At 37.5% G+C, this 18,763-nt stretch carries 17 protein-coding genes; 4 read left to right on the top strand and 13 right to left on the bottom strand.

Annotated features, from left to right (window positions below):
* Nucleotides 1-32: 32 nt before the first annotated feature.
* The 11 genes from flgL to MHI10_RS03225 all read right to left on the bottom strand — a co-directional run bounded on the left by flgL (nucleotide 33) and on the right by MHI10_RS03225 (nucleotide 10,666).
* Nucleotides 33-962: a flagellar hook-associated protein FlgL gene (gene flgL / locus MHI10_RS03275; protein ID WP_340782887.1), complete on the bottom strand. Its 930-nt coding sequence runs from the start codon at nucleotides 960-962 to the stop codon at nucleotides 33-35.
* 43 nt (nucleotides 963-1,005) lie between these two features.
* Nucleotides 1,006-2,556, bottom strand: a complete 1,551-nt coding sequence (flgK, locus tag MHI10_RS03270; RefSeq protein ID WP_340782885.1) for a flagellar hook-associated protein FlgK — start codon at nucleotides 2,554-2,556, stop codon at nucleotides 1,006-1,008.
* A gap of 64 nt (nucleotides 2,557-2,620) precedes the next feature.
* Nucleotides 2,621-3,133: a flagellar protein FlgN gene (locus MHI10_RS03265; protein WP_340782883.1), complete on the bottom strand. Its 513-nt coding sequence runs from the start codon at nucleotides 3,131-3,133 to the stop codon at nucleotides 2,621-2,623.
* Nucleotides 3,134-3,184: 51 nt separating this feature from the next.
* Nucleotides 3,185-3,445, bottom strand: a complete 261-nt coding sequence (flgM, locus tag MHI10_RS03260; RefSeq protein ID WP_340782881.1) for a flagellar biosynthesis anti-sigma factor FlgM — start codon at nucleotides 3,443-3,445, stop codon at nucleotides 3,185-3,187.
* A 260-nt stretch (nucleotides 3,446-3,705) separates the two neighbouring features.
* The gene (locus MHI10_RS03255) at nucleotides 3,706-4,122 is read right to left on the bottom strand and encodes a TIGR03826 family flagellar region protein (RefSeq protein ID WP_340782880.1); all 417 of its coding nucleotides are present in this window, start codon (nucleotides 4,120-4,122) and stop codon (nucleotides 3,706-3,708) included.
* A 75-nt stretch (nucleotides 4,123-4,197) separates the two neighbouring features.
* Nucleotides 4,198-4,803 carry a ComF family protein gene (locus MHI10_RS03250; RefSeq protein ID WP_340782878.1) on the bottom strand — a complete coding sequence of 202 codons (606 nt, stop codon included), beginning with the start codon at nucleotides 4,801-4,803 and terminating at the stop codon, nucleotides 4,198-4,200.
* 9 nt (nucleotides 4,804-4,812) lie between these two features.
* Nucleotides 4,813-6,204: a DEAD/DEAH box helicase gene (locus tag MHI10_RS03245; protein ID WP_340782876.1), complete on the bottom strand. Its 1,392-nt coding sequence runs from the start codon at nucleotides 6,202-6,204 to the stop codon at nucleotides 4,813-4,815.
* Nucleotides 6,205-6,828: 624 nt separating this feature from the next.
* A complete protein-coding gene (locus tag MHI10_RS03240) occupies nucleotides 6,829-7,671 on the bottom strand; it encodes a DegV family protein (protein ID WP_340782874.1) in 843 nt (280 codons plus the stop codon).
* Between the two features lie 155 nt (nucleotides 7,672-7,826).
* Nucleotides 7,827-8,342 carry a nuclear transport factor 2 family protein gene (locus MHI10_RS03235; RefSeq protein WP_340782872.1) on the bottom strand — a complete coding sequence of 172 codons (516 nt, stop codon included), beginning with the start codon at nucleotides 8,340-8,342 and terminating at the stop codon, nucleotides 7,827-7,829.
* 426 nt (nucleotides 8,343-8,768) lie between these two features.
* Entirely contained in the window at nucleotides 8,769-9,443 is a 675-nt protein-coding gene (locus MHI10_RS03230; RefSeq protein WP_340782870.1) for a response regulator transcription factor, read from the bottom strand.
* Between the two features lie 56 nt (nucleotides 9,444-9,499).
* Nucleotides 9,500-10,666, bottom strand: a complete 1,167-nt coding sequence (locus MHI10_RS03225) for a sensor histidine kinase (RefSeq protein WP_340782869.1) — start codon at nucleotides 10,664-10,666, stop codon at nucleotides 9,500-9,502.
* A gap of 333 nt (nucleotides 10,667-10,999) precedes the next feature.
* Between MHI10_RS03225 and MHI10_RS03220 the strand changes: the two genes are divergently transcribed.
* Nucleotides 11,000-11,638: a YigZ family protein gene (locus MHI10_RS03220; protein WP_340782868.1), complete on the top strand. Its 639-nt coding sequence runs from the start codon at nucleotides 11,000-11,002 to the stop codon at nucleotides 11,636-11,638.
* A 108-nt stretch (nucleotides 11,639-11,746) separates the two neighbouring features.
* Nucleotides 11,747-12,808 (top strand): LCP family protein, encoded by a 1,062-nt coding sequence (locus MHI10_RS03215; protein WP_340782866.1) that lies wholly within the window; start codon nucleotides 11,747-11,749, stop codon nucleotides 12,806-12,808.
* A 275-nt stretch (nucleotides 12,809-13,083) separates the two neighbouring features.
* Here MHI10_RS03215 and MHI10_RS03210 read toward each other — a convergent pair whose 3' ends face one another.
* Complete coding sequence (locus MHI10_RS03210; RefSeq protein ID WP_340782865.1) at nucleotides 13,084-14,139, bottom strand: glycosyltransferase family 4 protein; 1,056 nt, start codon at nucleotides 14,137-14,139, stop codon at nucleotides 13,084-13,086.
* A gap of 417 nt (nucleotides 14,140-14,556) precedes the next feature.
* Between MHI10_RS03210 and secA2 the strand changes: the two genes are divergently transcribed.
* Nucleotides 14,557-16,917 carry an accessory Sec system translocase SecA2 gene (secA2, locus tag MHI10_RS03205; RefSeq protein ID WP_340782862.1) on the top strand — a complete coding sequence of 787 codons (2,361 nt, stop codon included), beginning with the start codon at nucleotides 14,557-14,559 and terminating at the stop codon, nucleotides 16,915-16,917.
* Between the two features lie 3 nt (nucleotides 16,918-16,920).
* The gene (locus tag MHI10_RS03200; protein WP_340782860.1) at nucleotides 16,921-17,826 is read left to right on the top strand and encodes an accessory Sec system S-layer assembly protein; all 906 of its coding nucleotides are present in this window, start codon (nucleotides 16,921-16,923) and stop codon (nucleotides 17,824-17,826) included.
* 274 nt (nucleotides 17,827-18,100) lie between these two features.
* On the opposite strand, the gene MHI10_RS03195 is transcribed toward MHI10_RS03200, so the two are convergent.
* Nucleotides 18,101-18,595, bottom strand: coding sequence for a C40 family peptidase (locus MHI10_RS03195; RefSeq protein ID WP_340782859.1), 495 nt, complete (start codon nucleotides 18,593-18,595; stop codon nucleotides 18,101-18,103).
* Nucleotides 18,596-18,763: the final 168 nt, after the last annotated feature.

The raw sequence follows: 18,763 nt of genomic DNA, 5'->3' as shown, positions 1-18,763 counted from the left end.
AAAGCGTTTGGAACAAGTCCAAACGCTTTTTATTATCTTATGAAATCTACTAATGTTGTTTGAATTATTTTAGCGCCCACCGATAATGATGCTTGGTGAAGAGACTCTTGTGTAATCATTTCTGTAATCGTTTTTGGATAGTCTGTATCTTCGTTTAAAGACTTTTGCTTTGTTACATTAACTTCCTGAAGTGATAAGCGGTTTTCCATCATCTCGACACGATTTTGACGCGCACCGACATCTGCACGTAACGTCAATGCTTCTTCATTAAGTGCATCCAAACCTGGTAGCCCGTTTTCAGTCGTTAAGCCTAGTGCACTACCAATCTCTTCACCCGTTGCACCATTTTGCAATAAATCGTCCAATTCAGTCATGAATTTATCCACTTTTTCAAAATACTCATTTCCTGGTGTATTAATCTGCATTTTAATACCATCAAATACGTTAACTTCAATACTCTTACCTGCGCCTGTTGTAACATCAGTATTCTGACCAGTTATAGGATCTATCTTTAAGGGGTCATCTGTATATAACGGACTATTCGTATGCGTTCCTGAGAAAATATAATTCTCGCCAATTTTCGAATTACCAAGATCTCGAATTTGTTCTTTTATTTGTGTAATTTCTGCATTAATCTTTTGACGGTCTTCTAACGTATTTGTATCATTCGCTGCTTGGACAACTAATTCTTTCACACGTTTCAACGCTTCTCCTACTTGACCAAGTGCTTCATCCGTAGAATCTAACCAACTATTCGCCTCATTAATATTGCGTTGGAATTGTGCATTTTTATCTAAATCTACGCGGTAGCCCATACCTTTTACTGCAACTACTGGATCATCAGATGGACGATTGACAACTTTCCCCGATTGTAATTGATCTTGATATTTTGACATTTTTCCGTAACTTGCATTTAAGTTACGAAGCATATTACTCGATAACATTGATTGTGTAACGCGCATTAGTATTCTCCTTTCAAAGTAAAACAGTTATTCTAAGTTGTGATTATAATCCTACTCGACCCATGCCATTAATAATTTTATCGAGTGTTTCGTCGATTACTGTAATCATACGAGCATTCGCATTGTACGCTTGCTGGAATGTAATCATATTCGTCATTTCTTCGTCAAGTGAAACTGAGTTATGTGAGGCACGGTTATTTTCAATTTGTAAAGCTAGTGTCCCTGAATTGAACTCTAGCTTTACCGCTTGCTCTCCTTTAACCCCTAAATCACCTACTAATGATTTGTAGAATGATTGGAATGTACCACCTTGTAAACCAGCCTGTACTGCCGATTGTAGCTTTGATAGTTCCAACATGTTTTTATTATTACCCTCTTCATCAGGTGCATCTGATGCCGCAATTTCCCTTGGATCTGTAATTGCAACATTAATGTCTTTTGCCGTTGTACCTGAGAAGAATGGTTTCCCAGGATTCCCATCTAAATCAAATGCATTTGCAGAGTTATGGATATCGTTAAATGCCTTTATAAACGTCGCGGCTAATAAGTCTAGTTGCTGAAGCATCTCCGGATATAAACCTTTTACTTCCACAGTTCCATTTGCATTTGTAGCTTGATAACCATAAGCATCAACTAAGGCAGCTAATTGCCCTTTACTCGGCTCTAAATCTTCATGTTTAACAGTTAATGTTGCTGGATTACCTACACCTGTAAACACAAATTCTTTGAATGGATTATAGCCATTTGCTGTATCAACATCACCGTCAATTGGTAAATTATTCGAATCATTGGCCTCTAATTGCCCATATTCTTTCCCTTTTACTAAATCAATTTTATTGCCGGCTTTATCGACATATGTAATCGTCATACTTCCCTCAGCAATGGCTAATGCATTACCACCTGAGCTTTCAAAAGATATCGATACTGGAAGAATTTCGTTCAGTTGATCAAGCAATACATCACGCGCATCATATAAATCATTTGGCATGTAGCCATTTGGTTCAACTTTTTGAATTTGTTCATTTAATGCTGCTACTTGTTTCAGAAGGTTATTAACTTTTTTTGTTGTTACGTCGATTTCATTTCCGATATTCCCTTGGATTAACTTTAATTGCGTATCCATATAGTTGAATGATTCCGCTAAGCCTTGTCCTTTAGAAAGCATTACTTGGCGGGCTGCTGTGTCTTTTGGATTATCGACAACGTCCTCCATTGATTTCCAAAACTCTGTGAATGCTTGGTTGAGACCAAATTCAGATGGTTCTGACATAATATCTTCCATTTGAGAAATTGATTTTGTTGTAGATTGCCAGTATCCTAATTTATTTACCTCTTGGCGGAATTGGCGGTCAGTAAACTCATCTCGCATACGTTGAACCGAGTGTGCTTGAACCCCCGTACCAATATGACCTGCTGTTCTCATCGTGTTTAAGCCGCTGCCAGGATACCCCGGTGTTGTTTCCATATTCACGCGTTGGCGAGTATAGCCGAGTGTGTTGGCATTTGAAATATTATGTCCAGTTGTATAAAGCGCGCTTTGTTGTGTATATAATCCACGCTTACTTGATTCAAGCCCCATAAATGTTGAGCGCATAAAGTTAGCCTCCCTTAAATAATTTCATTTTTAATCGTTTTCAAAACGATGATATTCGCCGGCGCTATGCCTTGAATTCTGTGAATGATTTTTTACTGATATCTGACTGTCCGCGCACATCTGCTCCAGAGTAATTAAACTGCTCTTGCTGGCGTGGGCGCATCGCATCTAGTGTAATATGGATCATCTGCAATGAGTTGAAAACCATTTTTTGATTTAAATCGTTTTGATTTTTAAGCGTTTCTAAAACTTTCATTAGACGTTCGCGAACACCTATTAACGCTTCTGTAGCATCAGCGGATTCAGTTGTGCTAGCTGCATCAATCACATCAGCTACAGTTGGAATGTCAGTGAGAGCAATTCCTTTTGCTCTAAGGTAATCCGTTACCATCGACTGACGCTGTTGCTCAAGTGTATTAATTGCCGCTACATGTGCTTGCTCATTTTTAATCATTTGATCGAACTTTTCCATATCGCCTTGCTTAATATGTTCTGTCTTCGCAATCGCTAATTCGAGTAAGCTTTTGTGCATTTTTTCAAGCTTTTCGAGCGTTGCGATGATGTTTGTAATAGACATTTGATAGTAGCTCTCCTTTTCTTGACTAATCACTACTGCTTATCGTTCCTATTAACGACGATAGTATTTCAACATATCTTCTGCTACTTGACGCGCATCCACTTTATAATTGCCTGATTGAATTTCTTCTTTTAATTTCTGCACGCGTTCTGCTCGTTCATTTGCATAGGTGGATGTTTCTTGCATTTCTTTTGCTTGTGATGAAATTTCAATTTGATCGGCAAATGATGGATTTGTTTTTGTATTATTTACCGGGCGTGTTTGATTTTTATAAGAATTGATTGCTTGAATTCCGATTGGGTTAATCTTCATTATTCATACCTCCCTAGATTATTCATCTCTGCTCTCTACTTAATATTTCGACTGCATCATTCAATTGTTTACGTTTCTATAACAAAAACATACTTTTTATTTCCAATATGCAGATTAATACTTAAAATTTGGTATTACAACGTTACTATCTCTTTAGTACTACATTATTTATTATGCATGGTTAAGCATCGATGCGTCTAGTTTTAAAGGCATGCTAAATAAAGGCAAAAATCGAAGCCAATAGTGACTTCGATTCGGGTTTACCTTTTCTTTTTATCTGCTAAATACGTGCCACGATCATGGTTTAAAATATCATCTCGGAATTCCTTCGCTGCTTCGAATGTTCGCAAATCTGATTTCAAATTACCTTGACAATTCTCGCAAAGTTTCCCACTTGTCGTCAAATGTCCGCAATTATCACAAGGATAGCCTAAATTCGGGAATACGGCTGGATGCAACTTACCTTTCCGCACCCATTTATAAAGTAATTCACGGTCAACACCTGTCGCTTCTTCAATACGATCAACATTCGCTGCACGATTTTCACGTTTGCGTAAAAAACGATATACAACTTGATACATATCCTCTTCCTTTAAAGCACACTTGTGACAAACTTCTCGTAAACCAGTGTAATTAAAAAATTCATCACACATTGGGCAATTTCTTAATTCCGCCATTTATATCGCCTCCATCAATTTTAAACTTATTATATACATTAGAAACTATTATTTACAGAAACTCTCTTCTATTTACTAACCATGGATTAGCGTAAACGCACGAACATCCTGTGCCCCTGCTTCCTCCAATGCTTTTTTTGCATGCACAAGTGTCGTCCCTGTAGTATAAATATCGTCAATTAATAGTATACTTTTATTCTTTATTTTTGAATGTTCTATGACTTTAAAAAGTTGTGGAGTTTGAAGTCGTTCTTGGCGAGACCTTAAAGACTGTTGTTCCGCGCTTATTTTGATTAAATGATGTTCAAAAGGAATATGAGCTGCTTTTAATAATTCATCCACATGGGCAAATGTTCGTTTCTTTAAACTTTCAACATGCATCGGAATCGGCACAATGATGGACTTTTCATTTTTCAAATGCTGTTGTAGCATTTGATTAAATACATGTGCAAGTAGGGTATCCTGTAAAAATTTATAGCGATGTAAAAAGTCCTTCATCGCTTCATTATAATGAAACAATGAAATCGCTCCTTCCTCTCTTTGTGTCTCAATCCGTTGAAACTTTTCTTCGCAGCGTTGGCAAATCGTTTTGGGCAATTCTCTTTTAAATAGCTCTTTCCAGCCAAATGTAAAATGTAATGGCCTATCACACAATAAACAATTCGTAATTTTTTGTTGCATCCGTGCCTCCTATTGCGGCTGTCGGTTGAAATCGAGCAGCCGTTTTTTCGCTAAATCCATTTCCGCTGTAATGCCATGATGAAAAAATACGATGTCACCATTCGGAAAGTCTTTATTCCTCCCGACACGACCACTAATTTGAATGAGGGCACTTGCAGTAAATATCGGACTTTCTGCACCAACAACGGCAACTTGTACATTTTTGATTGTAATGCCCCGCTCTAATATCGTCGTCGTTAGGAGACCTTTTCTTTGCTCATTACGCAGTTCTATTACTTTCTCTTTTCGATTGGGATCTTCCGCATGAACCGCGGCAATGGATGCATCGATTTGTTGAAATAACGTGCTAGCTTTTTCCATTAGATCAATTGTAGGAAAAAAAATGAGAAATGGTTCATTTTTCGCTATTCTTTGCTGAAGCCAGTTTTGTAGTTTCGCTGGAATTTTCCCTTTTTGAAAGGTTTTTTCATAATTCCATAATGATTGAAAGGTCGGGATTGGTAAGGGCTGTCCATGAAAACGACGTGCAATAAAGGAATAGCCCCATTGCTCCTTCGTTTTTTTCGTTAATAATGTGGTGGAAGGGGTGGCGGTCACATAAGCGGTCGGTGCTTCTTTCTTTTTCGCTTTAATGACGGCTTGTTGAAGCGCTTCATCCATCGTATACGGAAAGGCGTCTGCTTCATCTACAATCATTACATCAAAGACATTTTCAAAGCGATAAAGTTGATGTGTCGTCGCGAGAACTAATTGTGCAAATCCTTGCTGCTGTGGTGCATTGCCGTAATAAGCATGGATACAGGTGTTAGGGAAAACTTGTTGGAAACGAGGGAATAATTCTAGGACAACATCCGTCCGTGGGGTGGCGATGCAGACGCGCTTGCCTAATTGCAAAGCTTCATATACTGCGGGAAATAATATTTCTGTTTTTCCAGCACCACAAACTGCGTGAACTAAATGATTGTTTTTTTGTAGGATACTAGCTGTTAATTGTTGCGCGGCTCGTGCTTGATTGTTCGTTAATTGACCTTGCCAGTGAAAGGTATGGGAGTAGATTTGCTTTTGAGGTTGTTCATTTTTCCAAAGTAATAATTCATCACAGCTACACATACGCCCCATCGTAATACAATGTCGACAATAATGGCATATTTTCTTGCATTTTGCACAATGAAATGACACGAATTTCCGCTTATTTGTATTTAAGCAACGGCGGCATTGAAGGTTGGGTCTGTCTAATACAGCTGGGAGTATTTCAAAATAATGATGTTGGATATAGGTGTCGATTTTTTCTTGTGGGAAAGGTGTCTCATGACGCGACCAAATTCGACCTGTAAAAAAGTTGCGGATTTGCGGTTCGATGAGTAATCCTTTGTAACGGCGATGCGTTGGGGAGGTTTGCATGTTTTTATTCGTTTTTGGGGGCATATTGTAGATTTCCTTTCTAATAGGGATTTTATTGTTAGGGAGGGTTTGCATTTGGCAGAGATTGCTTGGCTAAGCAATCGCATTCTTGGGGCTATATTTCGGGAAGTTGGCTAGTTTTGCCACGTTTTTGGCTAGTAAATCTTAGTTTGGCTAGTTTCGATAGTAAATCGGCTAGTTTATATCTTAAGTGGCTAGTTTACGACCATTTCTGGCGAGTTTAGCTAATTTCCCGGCTAATTTCACGTAGTTTCTGGCTAGTTAGCGTTTTTGGTTGCCGTAACATTCATTAAGTGGCTAGTTTACGGTGATTTTTGGCTAGTTCTGCCGCTCTTTTGGCTAGAAAATCGCAGTTTGGCTAGTTACGATAGTAAATCGGCTAGTTTATATCTTAAGTTGCTAGTTTACGATGATTTCTGGCTAGTTCAGCTACTTTTCTGGCTAGTTTCACACAGTTTTTGGCTAGTTAGCGCTTTATTGCTACCGTAGCATTCTTTAGTTGGCTAGTAACCTCATTTTTCCGGCTATTCCCGAAGCAAGTTTGGATAACATTTCAAAAAATAGCTACTACATTTCAAATGCAGTAGCTATTCCTCACATTCACTATTTCTTCATCCAACCCATTGCAAGGGCGCCTTCACCTAAATGCGTCCCGATTACTGGTCCGAAATAGCTTAATGTGAAGTCTACTGAAGGATAGGTTTTTGCTAAAGTATCCATCCATTCACGCGCTTCTGTTTCACAATTTCCATGAATGACTGTCGCTTGTAATGAACCGTGTTTTTCAATCGCTAACACGAGCTGATCTTCTACTTTTCGCAACGCTTTTTTGCGTGTACGAATTTTTTCGAACGGAACAATCACTTTATTTTGGAAGTGAAGAATTGGCTTTACTTGAAGCAGGCCGCCAATTAATGCTGCCGCTGCCGAAAGTCTACCACCGCGCTGTAAATGCCCTAAGTCATCTACAACGAAGTAAGCATCCATTGATTTTTTCAATTCTTCAAGATGCGCCATAATCTCTTGCCCAGATGCACCTTGTTCCGCAAGTTGCACGGCCTCTTTAACAAACATACCTTGTACATAGCAGGCAATCTCTGAATCAAATGCATAAACATTGATGTTTTCTACCATATCACCAGCTTGTACTGCGCCTTGATATGTACCGCTAATCCCGCTTGATAAATGGATAGTTACGACATCCTCATGATCTTTTGCTAATGTTTCAAAAAGCTCTACAAATTTTCCAATCGGTGGCTGTGTCGTTTTTGGAAACTCTTTCGCACCGCGCACACGGTCATAAAATTCAGAAGCTGTAATATCAATTTCTTCATCATAAACTGTTCCTTCAATATTCACACCTAAAGGAATCATATGAACATTATAGCGCTGACGTTCTTCTTCAGTTAAATATGCTGTACTATCTGTAACAACCGCTGTTTTCATCTAATTCCCCACTCTCCTATGTCCCCTATCTTACCTTATGCCATACCAATTGTGAATGAAAATATCCTTGTAAGTGATACAATATTTTCAATTGTATTTTATATCATTATATGAAAAAAACATCCTGCATTAGTTATACAAGACGTTTCTTCTATTTATTCATTCCCAATATAATAAATACTTGAAACTTTCCATTGATTTTCTTTCACAAACACCGTTACTTGGCGTCCAACACCAGCGAGTTCTACACCTGTTCCAATTTCCTTAGTCTCTGTTTTTAAATTTGAGAAAACTTGCGCTTCATTTTCTTTATATTTAACAATCGTTACATCTTGTGCTTCGCGATTGACATCATACTGTTTAAACACTTTCTCTACGGCTTGAATATCTTCCTCATACTGAAAGCCTTCTGCATTTTTAGATATAATATTTTTATAACGTTCTAAATCTTTTTCATTAAAAGCCTTAATATATTCGTCAAAAGCTGCTATTATTTTTTCTTTTTCTTGTTGCGGAACACCCGTGGCTTCTTGTATTGAATTACCTAACATTTCAAAGCCAACTGTTCCTTCTTCAATTTCTTTTTCTACATCTTTTGGTGTCGCATCTTCATTATTACCACATGCAGTAAGTACAAATAATGCCATTACTGCTATAAGCCATTTTTTCATAAATGTATACCCCTCCCGGAAAACATTTTAGCACAAAGTTCCTAAAAATCCTATGTCATCTAGGGACTTATATGTAGTCCGATATATAAGACGAACTTCTTTTGAATGTGTTGCCTCATTAAGTTAGAAAATTAATATTATTATGTCCGTTTAACAATATACGTAACTTTTTGTACAAATTCATTTGAATGTGGCTAACCTATCCGTCACATTTGGATTTCTATCCATCACTTTTTGATTTCTATCCGTCACTTTCTCAATTCTATCCATATTTCTGCCATCCGAACAAAAAAACCAGTAAACAAACGGCAATCCGTTCATCTACTGGCTACTCAAGTTTTCGTGCCTTCTTATGTAAGTTGGCCGTGCTTAAAATCCTCCTGCATTAACGAGCAGTTAGACTTTCATCCATAAATTTTGTTTCCTTTAACGTACTTCCACCCAGCCGTTTTTGATTGCTGTTACTACGGCTTGTGTACGGTCATTTACGTTCATTTTTTGTAAAATGCTTGAAACATGGTTTTTAACCGTTTTTTCAGAGATGAATAATGTTTCACCAATTGTACGGTTGGATTGACCATCTGTTAATAATTGTAATACTTCACATTCACGCTTCGTTAATAAGTGGAATGGACGGCGAATTTCTGTTTGGTGGAAATTCCCTTTATTTTCATGCTCAGATAAACGACGGAATTCTGCCACTAAGTTCTTCGTTACTTTCGGATGTAAATAAGATCCTCCGTTTGAAACAACTTTAATCGCATCGACAATTTCATCTGCATCCATTTCTTTTAACATATAACCTAATGCACCTGATTTTAATGCGTGTGTTACATAGGATTCGTCATCATGAATGGAAAGAACCATCACTTTCGCGTCTGGGAATTCACTCACTAATTCCGCAGTCGCCTCTACCCCATTCTTTTTAGGCATATTAATATCCATTAATACAACATCTGGCATATTTTTAGCATATAGGCTTACCACATCTGTACCATCATCGCCTTCTGCTACTACTTCAAACGAATCCTCAAAGTCTAAAATCCGTTTTACTCCTTCACGGAATAATTGGTGATCATCTACAATTATAATTTTCGTCATTTTATTACCTCCTTGATTTCTATTATCAATTACACCTCAGCGTAATTGTGTCAGGATTAAGTTAAGATTTCTTCATCATTAGTTGGATAAGGAACTTTGAATATGACGATCGTTCCGTTACCAACTGAGCTATTAATCTTAATAGATCCTTTTAATAATTCAATTCGCTCTCTCATTCCAAGAATTCCAAACGAATCTTCTCTCACATCTTCCATATTAAAGCCACTACCATCGTCTTTGACAACAATATTAATATGGTTACGGAGCCACTCCATTTTTACTGTAATTACTCGAGGTTTTCCATGCTTTAAAGCATTATTAACACTCTCTTGGACTAACCGGAAAATGGATACCTCATAATTTGAAGAAATTCGCTGTTCATTGTTATACGATACAAATTGAATGTCGACCCCTGGATTGTATTCCATAACAGTAGATAAATATTTTTTCAATGTTGGAACGATCCCCAAATCATCTAGTGCCATTGGTCGTAAATCATAAATAATTCGTCTTACCTCATGCAGCGCATTGCGGACATTCTCTTTTAAATCACTTATTTCTTGAAGTGCGGCGTCTACTCCTTTTTCACGGTAAGTACGGTCGATTAAGTTCGAACGCATTAATACATTCGCCATCATTTGCGCTGGACCGTCATGAATTTCTCGAGATAAACGCTTTCGTTCTTCCTCTTGAGCAGCAATAATACGAATCCCAAAATCTTGCTTAATTTTTGCTTGCTCTAATGCTGCACTCACATCTTTTAAGTCTGTCGTTAAATAATTAATAACGATATTCACTTGATTGACAATGTGGTCCGCTCGCTCAATCGTATCATAAAGTGCTTTCATCCGTCTTTCTAAATCGTCACGTTTATTTCTTAATTGTCCTTCGCGTTCACGGCAAAGGGATAAATCTAATTGTAATTTAGTCGTATTTTCATAGGCCACTCGTACTTGTTCTTCTGTTTGTTCACTAAAAGTTTTACTTACAATGACAAGGCGTTGACGTGATAGTTGTAGTAATTTTTCTAAGCTATCACTTTCATCTATTAAAATATTAATTTCTTTTCGTACAATTTCGAGTTCATTTTGCATATCCTCGAAGCTTCTACGACTTTGTTCGCTTATAATAAATATATCATCTTTAGAATTCGTAATGGTTTCTAACATTCGATTAAAAATTACATCCAGCGAGGCTATATCAATTTTATCATTTGGAAACATTGCTTTTCCCACCCTCATACTATTGAATGTTGTTTGCCAATTCCACCTCAGCAAAATTGTGTCCAGATTTTTCGCATACGCTCTTTTGAGGATGTTAGCCTAGGTGCAGCCTTTCGTCTCATCTGGGTTTGAACTATACTGAATTTAGTACATTTTTACCATTCACTTCGCTACATGATAGAAGTGAGGATAAATTGCTAAAACGAGTTCACTCTATCTTTTTATTCATTTTATACTATAATACTTAACTATTATAGCATTAATAAAAAAAATTTTAATCAATTTCGTAACTACCATATAAATCGCTATATGTAAATTAAAGGAGATTATAGAATGAGAAATAACTATTTCACTGTCAAAGGTTATGGTGAGTCTGAAATAATCATCTCAAAGTCACGTTTTATCACTTATATTGATCGTGCCGAAACGGAGGAGGAAGCCCTTTTTTTTATCGACAAAATTAAGAAACTACATGCAAACGCTACTCATAATTGCTCCTGCTATATGATTGGGGAACATGACAATATACAAAAGGCCAATGATGATGGGGAACCTAGTGGAACAGCTGGCGTTCCTATGTTAGAAGTATTAAAAAAACAAGGTCTTAAAGATACGGTCGTTGTTGTTACCCGTTATTTTGGTGGAATTAAGCTCGGTGGCGGCGGCCTTATCCGTGCTTATGGGAAAGCAACAACGGAGGGGTTAATTGCGACACAAGTCGTCGAGAGAAAGCTGCATTATTTAATGAAAGTAACAATTGATTACAACTGGCTTGGCAAAGTCGAAAACGAAATCCGCGATTCTACCTATAGCCTACAGTCGATTGATTATGCCGAAAATGTTGAAATTTTTGTTTTCGTATTAAAAGAAGAGGAAGAGTTATTTATTGAATGGATGACAGAACTTACGAATGGTCAAGCCTTAACAACGCGCGGTGATGCACACTTTATCGAGTTTGTTCGAGGTGAATAGACATTTTTTAATTTACGAGCCCAGTATATGATAGTATAATATAGTAGATTGCAAATTTACAGATAATTCGTTAGCAATCTATTATCCCTACACTAGAGGAGAATCAGTATGAAAAAAAATAAAAAAGCAAAAGGTTCTTCTAAACTTTCGCTTATTATAAAAGTAACATTAATATTAGCATCATCTTTCCTAATTTGCGCAGCCACTTATGGGATGTACTTAACAAAAAAGGCCGAGCATGCTTTAACCATTTCTTATGAAGAAATTCCAGAACGTGAAATTCCAGAGCAACGTGAGGTAAAAGCAGAGCCTGCTCAAGATAATGTATCCATATTATTTTTAGGTGTGGACGACAGTGAAAAACGCGGACAAGGTGCAGACCACTCCCGTACAGACGCATTGTTACTTGCCACATTAAATAACAAAACAAAAACGGTGAAACTTTTAAGTATTCCCCGCGATTCATATGTATACATTCCACACGTTGGCTACCGAGATAAGATCAACCATGCCCATGCATACGGCGGTACGAAAGCAACAATTGAAACAGTTGAGGATTTATTCGATATTCCTGTCGATTATTATGTACGTATGAACTTCCATGCATTTATCGATGTTGTCGATGCATTAGGCGGGATTGAAGTAGATGTTCCATATAAACTGAATGAACTTGATGAAAACGATAAACGCACAGTTAATTTACAGCCCGGCTTACAAAATTTAAATGGTAGAGAAGCATTAGCATTAGCTCGTACACGAAAGTTAGACAGCGATATTGAGCGTGGTAAACGTCAGCAAGAGATCATTAAAGCAATCGCATCAAAAGCAGCATCGTTCACATCCATCACAAAATATGATGCCGTACTTGAGGCGGTAGGTAACAATATGAAAACAGACATGACCTTCGATGAAATGAAATCATTCATTAGCTACTTATCAAATGGTATGCCACGAATCGATGCATTAACATTAGAAGGCTATGATGATATGTCAACAGGCGTTTATTATTATAAACTCAAGGATGAACCATTAGAAGAAACGAAGAACATTTTACAAAGCCATCTTGGTCTGATCCCAGATTCCACTGAGCTTTCAAATAATAATTCGAATTCTTCATCAAATATTGAACACACACAAACTGAAAACAATTCAATTAACAACGTACAATAATAAATTGCAAAACACCCGAAAGAGTGAGTTAGTTTCGGGTGTTTTTTATTATGCCATTTTAATAGATATTTCTGCTGAACATCATAATATCGGTTCACTTTCACATCTTTTTTCTGGATTCAAGGCAGTCTTTCTACTGGTATTTCGGTTAATAGCCAATTCGCGTTTTAATAGCCGAAATTTAGGGGTTAATAGCCAAATTTGCCCCTGCCCTCCCCTAGCTCGCGAAAAAACCCAAAAAAACCGCCCACGTATAAAACGTGAGCGGTTTTTCGTTATTTATTAAAGATCCGCACTAAATTGAGTAACGGTTTATAGTTTTTACCTGCGAGCCCAATAATTTCTACCAATAACTCAATCGCTACGAGCAATACTGTAATAATGAGGATTGCGCCCCAAACACTCGCCATTGAGAAGATGATCGCGACTAAACCGAACATCGAAGCCATTGCATAAATTAATAATACCGTTTGGCGATGCGAGAATCCTAAATCTAATAAACGGTGGTGCAAATGCGATTTATCTGGATCCGACCATTTTTGTTTCATGCGGAATCGACGGACAATCGCAAAGAATGTATCTGAAATCGGTACACCTAGCATGATCACAGGGATAACAAAGGCAATAACCGTAACATTTTTAAATCCTAACAGGGCAATTACTGAAATCATAAATCCTAAAAACAGCGCACCTGTATCCCCCATGAATATTTTCGCTGGGTGGAAGTTGAAAAATAAGAAACCAATTGTTGCCGCAGCTAAAATAGATGCCATCGCAATAACAATTCCGTCCCCTAAAAGCATTGCAGTTGCTGCCATTGTTATTAACGCAATTGTTGAAACACCTGCTGCTAATCCGTCTAGACCATCAATTAAGTTAATGGCATTCGTAATCCCTACAATCCAAATGATTGTCAAAGGAATACCTAGCCATCCAAATGATAATACCCCACCAAATGGTAAATTAACTAACTCAATGTGAATTCCTCCAGCAAATACAACGATACAAGCAGCAACAATTTGCCCAAGTAGCTTTGCCTTTGCAGAGAGTTCACGCATATCATCTATAACACCCGTCAATACAATGATTGATGCGGCAATTAAAATCGCATATAAATATGGGCTTTGAAAATCCGTTACCACTTTTAATAAAATAATCCCAATCATAAATGCACCATAAATTGCCAATCCACCAAGGCGCGGCATTATGCGTGCATGTACTTTTCGATAGTTTGGCGCATCCACAGCACCGATTCGGATAGCTAAACGCTTCACAAGTGGAGTAAGTAAAATGGACGCTAAAAACGCCACGATTAGAGACACATAAATCATGTCTGTCCTCCTTAAAATAAGTAATCTTAAAAAGTCTACATTTGTATTCACCTTAAGTATAGCATGTACTTTACATAAAATATAGAATTAAAATCCGTTTGAGGTTTTGAGAAGTTTGGATGCAGCACTAAAATTTACTTATTTTAATCGGTTCATTTTAGTTATTCGTGCCACACGAACCCAATACATTCGCAATTTCATTTATATGTTTACAGCATAACCCTCATTAACAAATGGAATCTTTAATCCACTTTATAGATTTCTACACATGTTTTGGAAGGCAATCAAAGTTTCGACATGAATCTTCTGAGCTTTCTTGTAATTCCCTATCGTCTGGTGGTCTTTCTAGACAAAGTTTGATAAAATAATCTAGTGTCTACTAAATGAAAGTAGACCATTTTAAAGGAGCGTAAAATCATGTTCTCAATTTTCAAACGCAATCAAGAGCGAACGAGTGCTCGAGAGCTTAAGAAATACTACAAAACTGTAGAACAAATTAACAAACTAGAAGCGGTTTATAGTCCAATGTCGGATGAAGAGCTTCAAAATATGACATTTCAATTTAAAGAACGTATAGACAAAGGTGAAGAACTGGCAGCGATTATCCCTGATGCTTTTGCTGTTGTTCGTGAAGCCTCAAAACGCGTTTTAAACATGCGCCATTTCGATGTGCAATTAATCGGTGGCCTTGTCCTAGTTGAAGGGAATATCGCGGAGATGCCTACGGGTGAAGGGAAAACATTAGTGGCCTCCCTTCCATCTTACGTACGCGCATTAGAAGGTAAAGGCGTTCACGTCATTACGGTAAATGATTATTTAGCGAGACGTGACTTCGACCAAATTGGACAAATCCACCGCTTCCTAGGTCTTACTGTTGGATTAAACGTGCCAATGATGGAGCCTGATGCCAAAAAGGTTGCATACAACGCGGATATTACGTACGGTGTCGGAACAGAATTTGGTTTCGATTATTTACGTGATAACATGGCCTTTACCATTGCGGATAAAGTACAACGTCCGTATCACTTTGCCATCATTGATGAAGTGGACTCGGTATTAATTGACGAGGCGAAAACACCATTAATTATTGCTGGTAAAATGGGCGCAAATGAAGAGCTACACCGTATTGCAGCGATGCTTGCGAAACGTTTCAAAGTGGATGAAGACTATGATTTTGATGACGAAACAAAAGCTACTTCCCTAACAGATCAAGGGATTGAAAAGGTAGAAGCTGCATTTGGTATCGATAACTTATACGATTTGGATCACCAAACGCTTTATCATTATGTGATTCAAGCGGTTCGAGCACATGTTATGTTTGAGCTTGATGTAGATTACATCGTTCGTGAAGATAAAGTCGAGCTTGTCGATATGTTCACGGGTCGTATTATGGAAGGTCGTTCTCTTTCTGATGGTTTACACCAAGCGATTGAAGCGAAAGAAAACGTAACGATTACCGAAGAAAATAAAGCACAGGCACAAATTACGATTCAAAACTATTTCCGCATGTATCCGAAATTATCAGGGATGACAGGTACTGCGAAAACACAAGAAAAAGAAATTTTAGAAGTTTACGGGATGTCCGTTATTCAAATTCCGACAAACCGTACACGTAAACGTATTGACCAAACAGATTTAGTGTTCGAAACGACGGAACAAAAGTACGAACATGTTGTACAAGAAGTCATTCGTCGACACAAAACAGGACAACCTGTCTTAATCGGGACAACTTCTATTTTACAGTCTGAAAAAGTGGCTAGCTATTTGAAAAAACATAACTTGGATTTCCAACTTCTAAATGCGAAAACAGTTGAGCAAGAAGTGGAATTAATTTCACAAGCGGGACAAAGAAATCGTATTACAGTAGCGACAAACATGGCCGGACGCGGAACGGATATCGTTTTAGGTGATGGTGTTGAAGATTTAGGTGGTCTATATGTAATTGGTACAGAAAAGCACGAAAGCCGTCGTGTCGACAACCAATTGCGCGGTCGTTCAGGTCGTCAAGGTGACCATGGGGAAAGTCAATTCGTCCTATCTCTTGAGGATGATATGTTAAAGCGCTTTGCAAAAGAAGAAGTAGATAAATTCCGTAAAAAAATGATGACGAACACTGTTGGCCGCATTGAAAATAAAGAAGTTTTAGAGCTGGTTAACCGTACACAACGTATTGTAGAAGGTTCACACCTTGGTATGCGTGAATACAATTTAAAGCTAGATGACGTTATTAATGACCAACGTGGGATTGTTTATGACTTACGCGATACCATTTTAAAAAATGAAGACATTCTTTCACTATTAGTTCGTATGATGTATGAAACAATTGACTTTGCGATTCGTGATAATGCCCCTGAGGACAAAAATACTTCTGAATGGGATTTCGACAAGATGGAAAGAACGGTCAACTCCTTATTTTTAACGCCTGTTACAATTGACCGCGATGAAACAAAAGTTACGAAGCTATTAGATGCTGTTGATCCCTCTGTAAAAGAATTAAAGGTAGTGATCGAGAGCTTTGCAGATAATGAACAAATGATGGGAGTTATTCCTCAAGTGATGCTTAGTCTCATTAATAATATGTGGGTAAAACATTTAGAGCAAATGTCTCACCTAAAAGAAGGTATCGGCTTGCGTCACTATCAACAAGAAGATCCGATGCGCATTTACCAACGTGAAGGATTAGAACTATTCGGGAAAAACTATCAAGAACTTCGCCGCGGTATTGTAGAAGAACTTGTTACATTTATGAAAAACTTAAAGATGAACGTGGAGGAATAAAACATGGGTTTATTTGATTTATTTAGAAAAGGCGATAAAGTCGGTAAAGATAGTGCAATCGATTCGAAATCAATTGTACAAACAAATGGAAATGCTTCTAAAAACGATGCAGACCGTGATGTTGTAACAAAACTTTCTTATCATCCAGACTGGAATGTTCCTCAAGAACAGCAATATGTATTTAATTTCTTAGCAAATGATTTAGCACCATTAAAACCAAATCAATTATCATTATCAGCAATTAATATTGATCCAAACCCTGTAAATGGTTCATGGAACGTAAAAGCATTTTTCCGTTCTTCTTTATCAGAAGCAATTGAGCTTGGTGATATTGAACTTTTAATTTTAGATAAGAACGATAATCGTTTAGCTTCTCATTATTTCAACTTTAAAGAATTAGGTGTAATTCCAGCTGAAAGTGCGCGTCCTTGGATTTTCACTTTCCCAACATCAGCAATTACAGCGGAAGAAATGCCTGAAGAAGGATGGAAAATTTCATTCAACCTTTTATCATTACGTGGGCATCAGTTAGATCTGGATGAAACGTGGCAAAAACAGCTTCCGAAAGAAGAGCAAGATAAATTAGCTGATATCGTGAAAACTTTGCCGAAGCTTGGCAAAACAGAAGTAAACTTCACAGGCTTACAAGCGAAGTTAAACAACGATAAGAGTTTACATGCTTCTATTTTCATCCGTAACGGTCATGATAAAGCGATCAACTTAGAGCAATTACCTCTTGAAATTGTTGATGCTCGCGGTATCGTTGTTGCGAACGGTTCATTTAAGCTAGATCCAATCTTAATTGTTCAACCTAACACAACAAAGCCTTGGACATTCATTTTCCCAGCGGATTTAGTAAAAGTAAAAGGCATTGATCTATCACGTTGGACAGCACGTGTACCTCAATAGTCTATAAGGTTTATGAAAACCCTCCATTATTCATCTAGAATGGAGGGTTTTTTATGATTATCCTTCTGAATGACAATCCTATCTAACACTTTTTAGGTTTTATCCGTCACTTTTTGAGTTTTATCCAACACTTTTCGGATTTTATCCATGACTTTCGACATTTTATCCACCACATTTCAATTTCTATCCACCACATAAAAAAATCCCCCAGCCTATTTTATAATAGACTGAGAGATTGGACTGTCGCAATTGTGTATGATAGCTATGTATGTTATTAAGCCTCTGGTGTGAAGCTTGCAATGCGTTTTGCGCCGATGTATTTATTTCCCCAGTAAGCTCTATCATCAACATCTGATTTCATTACACCTTGGCTTGTTGAAGCATGGATGAATTCACCATCGCCGATATAAATACCTACATGTGAAACGCCTTTACCTGTCGTATTAAAGAATACTAAATCGCCTTCTTGTAAATCGCTTTTCTTAACGGCTGTACCTTGTCCATACATTCCCGAAGTCGTACGATCTAAAGATCCAATACCTACTTCTTTAAATACTTGGCGTACATAACCAGAGCAATCGAAACCATTTGACGAAGTGCCACCGTATGCATAACGTACACCTATATATTTTGACGAGACTGATTTTAACTCATCTACTGAGTATGCTGCCGATGCAGAAGCTTTGTTTTCATCAACTGGAATGAAGAAGAGGACAAATGCCGCAGCCAAAGTAAATATTGTAGTACGTATTAGTTTAAAATAATTCATCGTGTTCCCCCAACATATCAATTAATTTTCTGAAAACTCAACTGTTATTAGGTTAACACGTGATCTCACAACGCAACATTACATTTGTGTAACAATACAGTAACGCAACCATTTTCATGTAATAATTGTACATTTACTGCATATACCCTTTATTTACGCGTTTTAAAC

This window comes from Solibacillus sp. FSL K6-1523, from assembly GCF_038005225.1.
GTDB lineage: Bacteria > Bacillota > Bacilli > Bacillales_A > Planococcaceae > Solibacillus.
The sequence above is the reverse complement of the archived record's forward strand: the minus strand, read 5'-3'. Positions and strand labels throughout refer to the sequence as shown.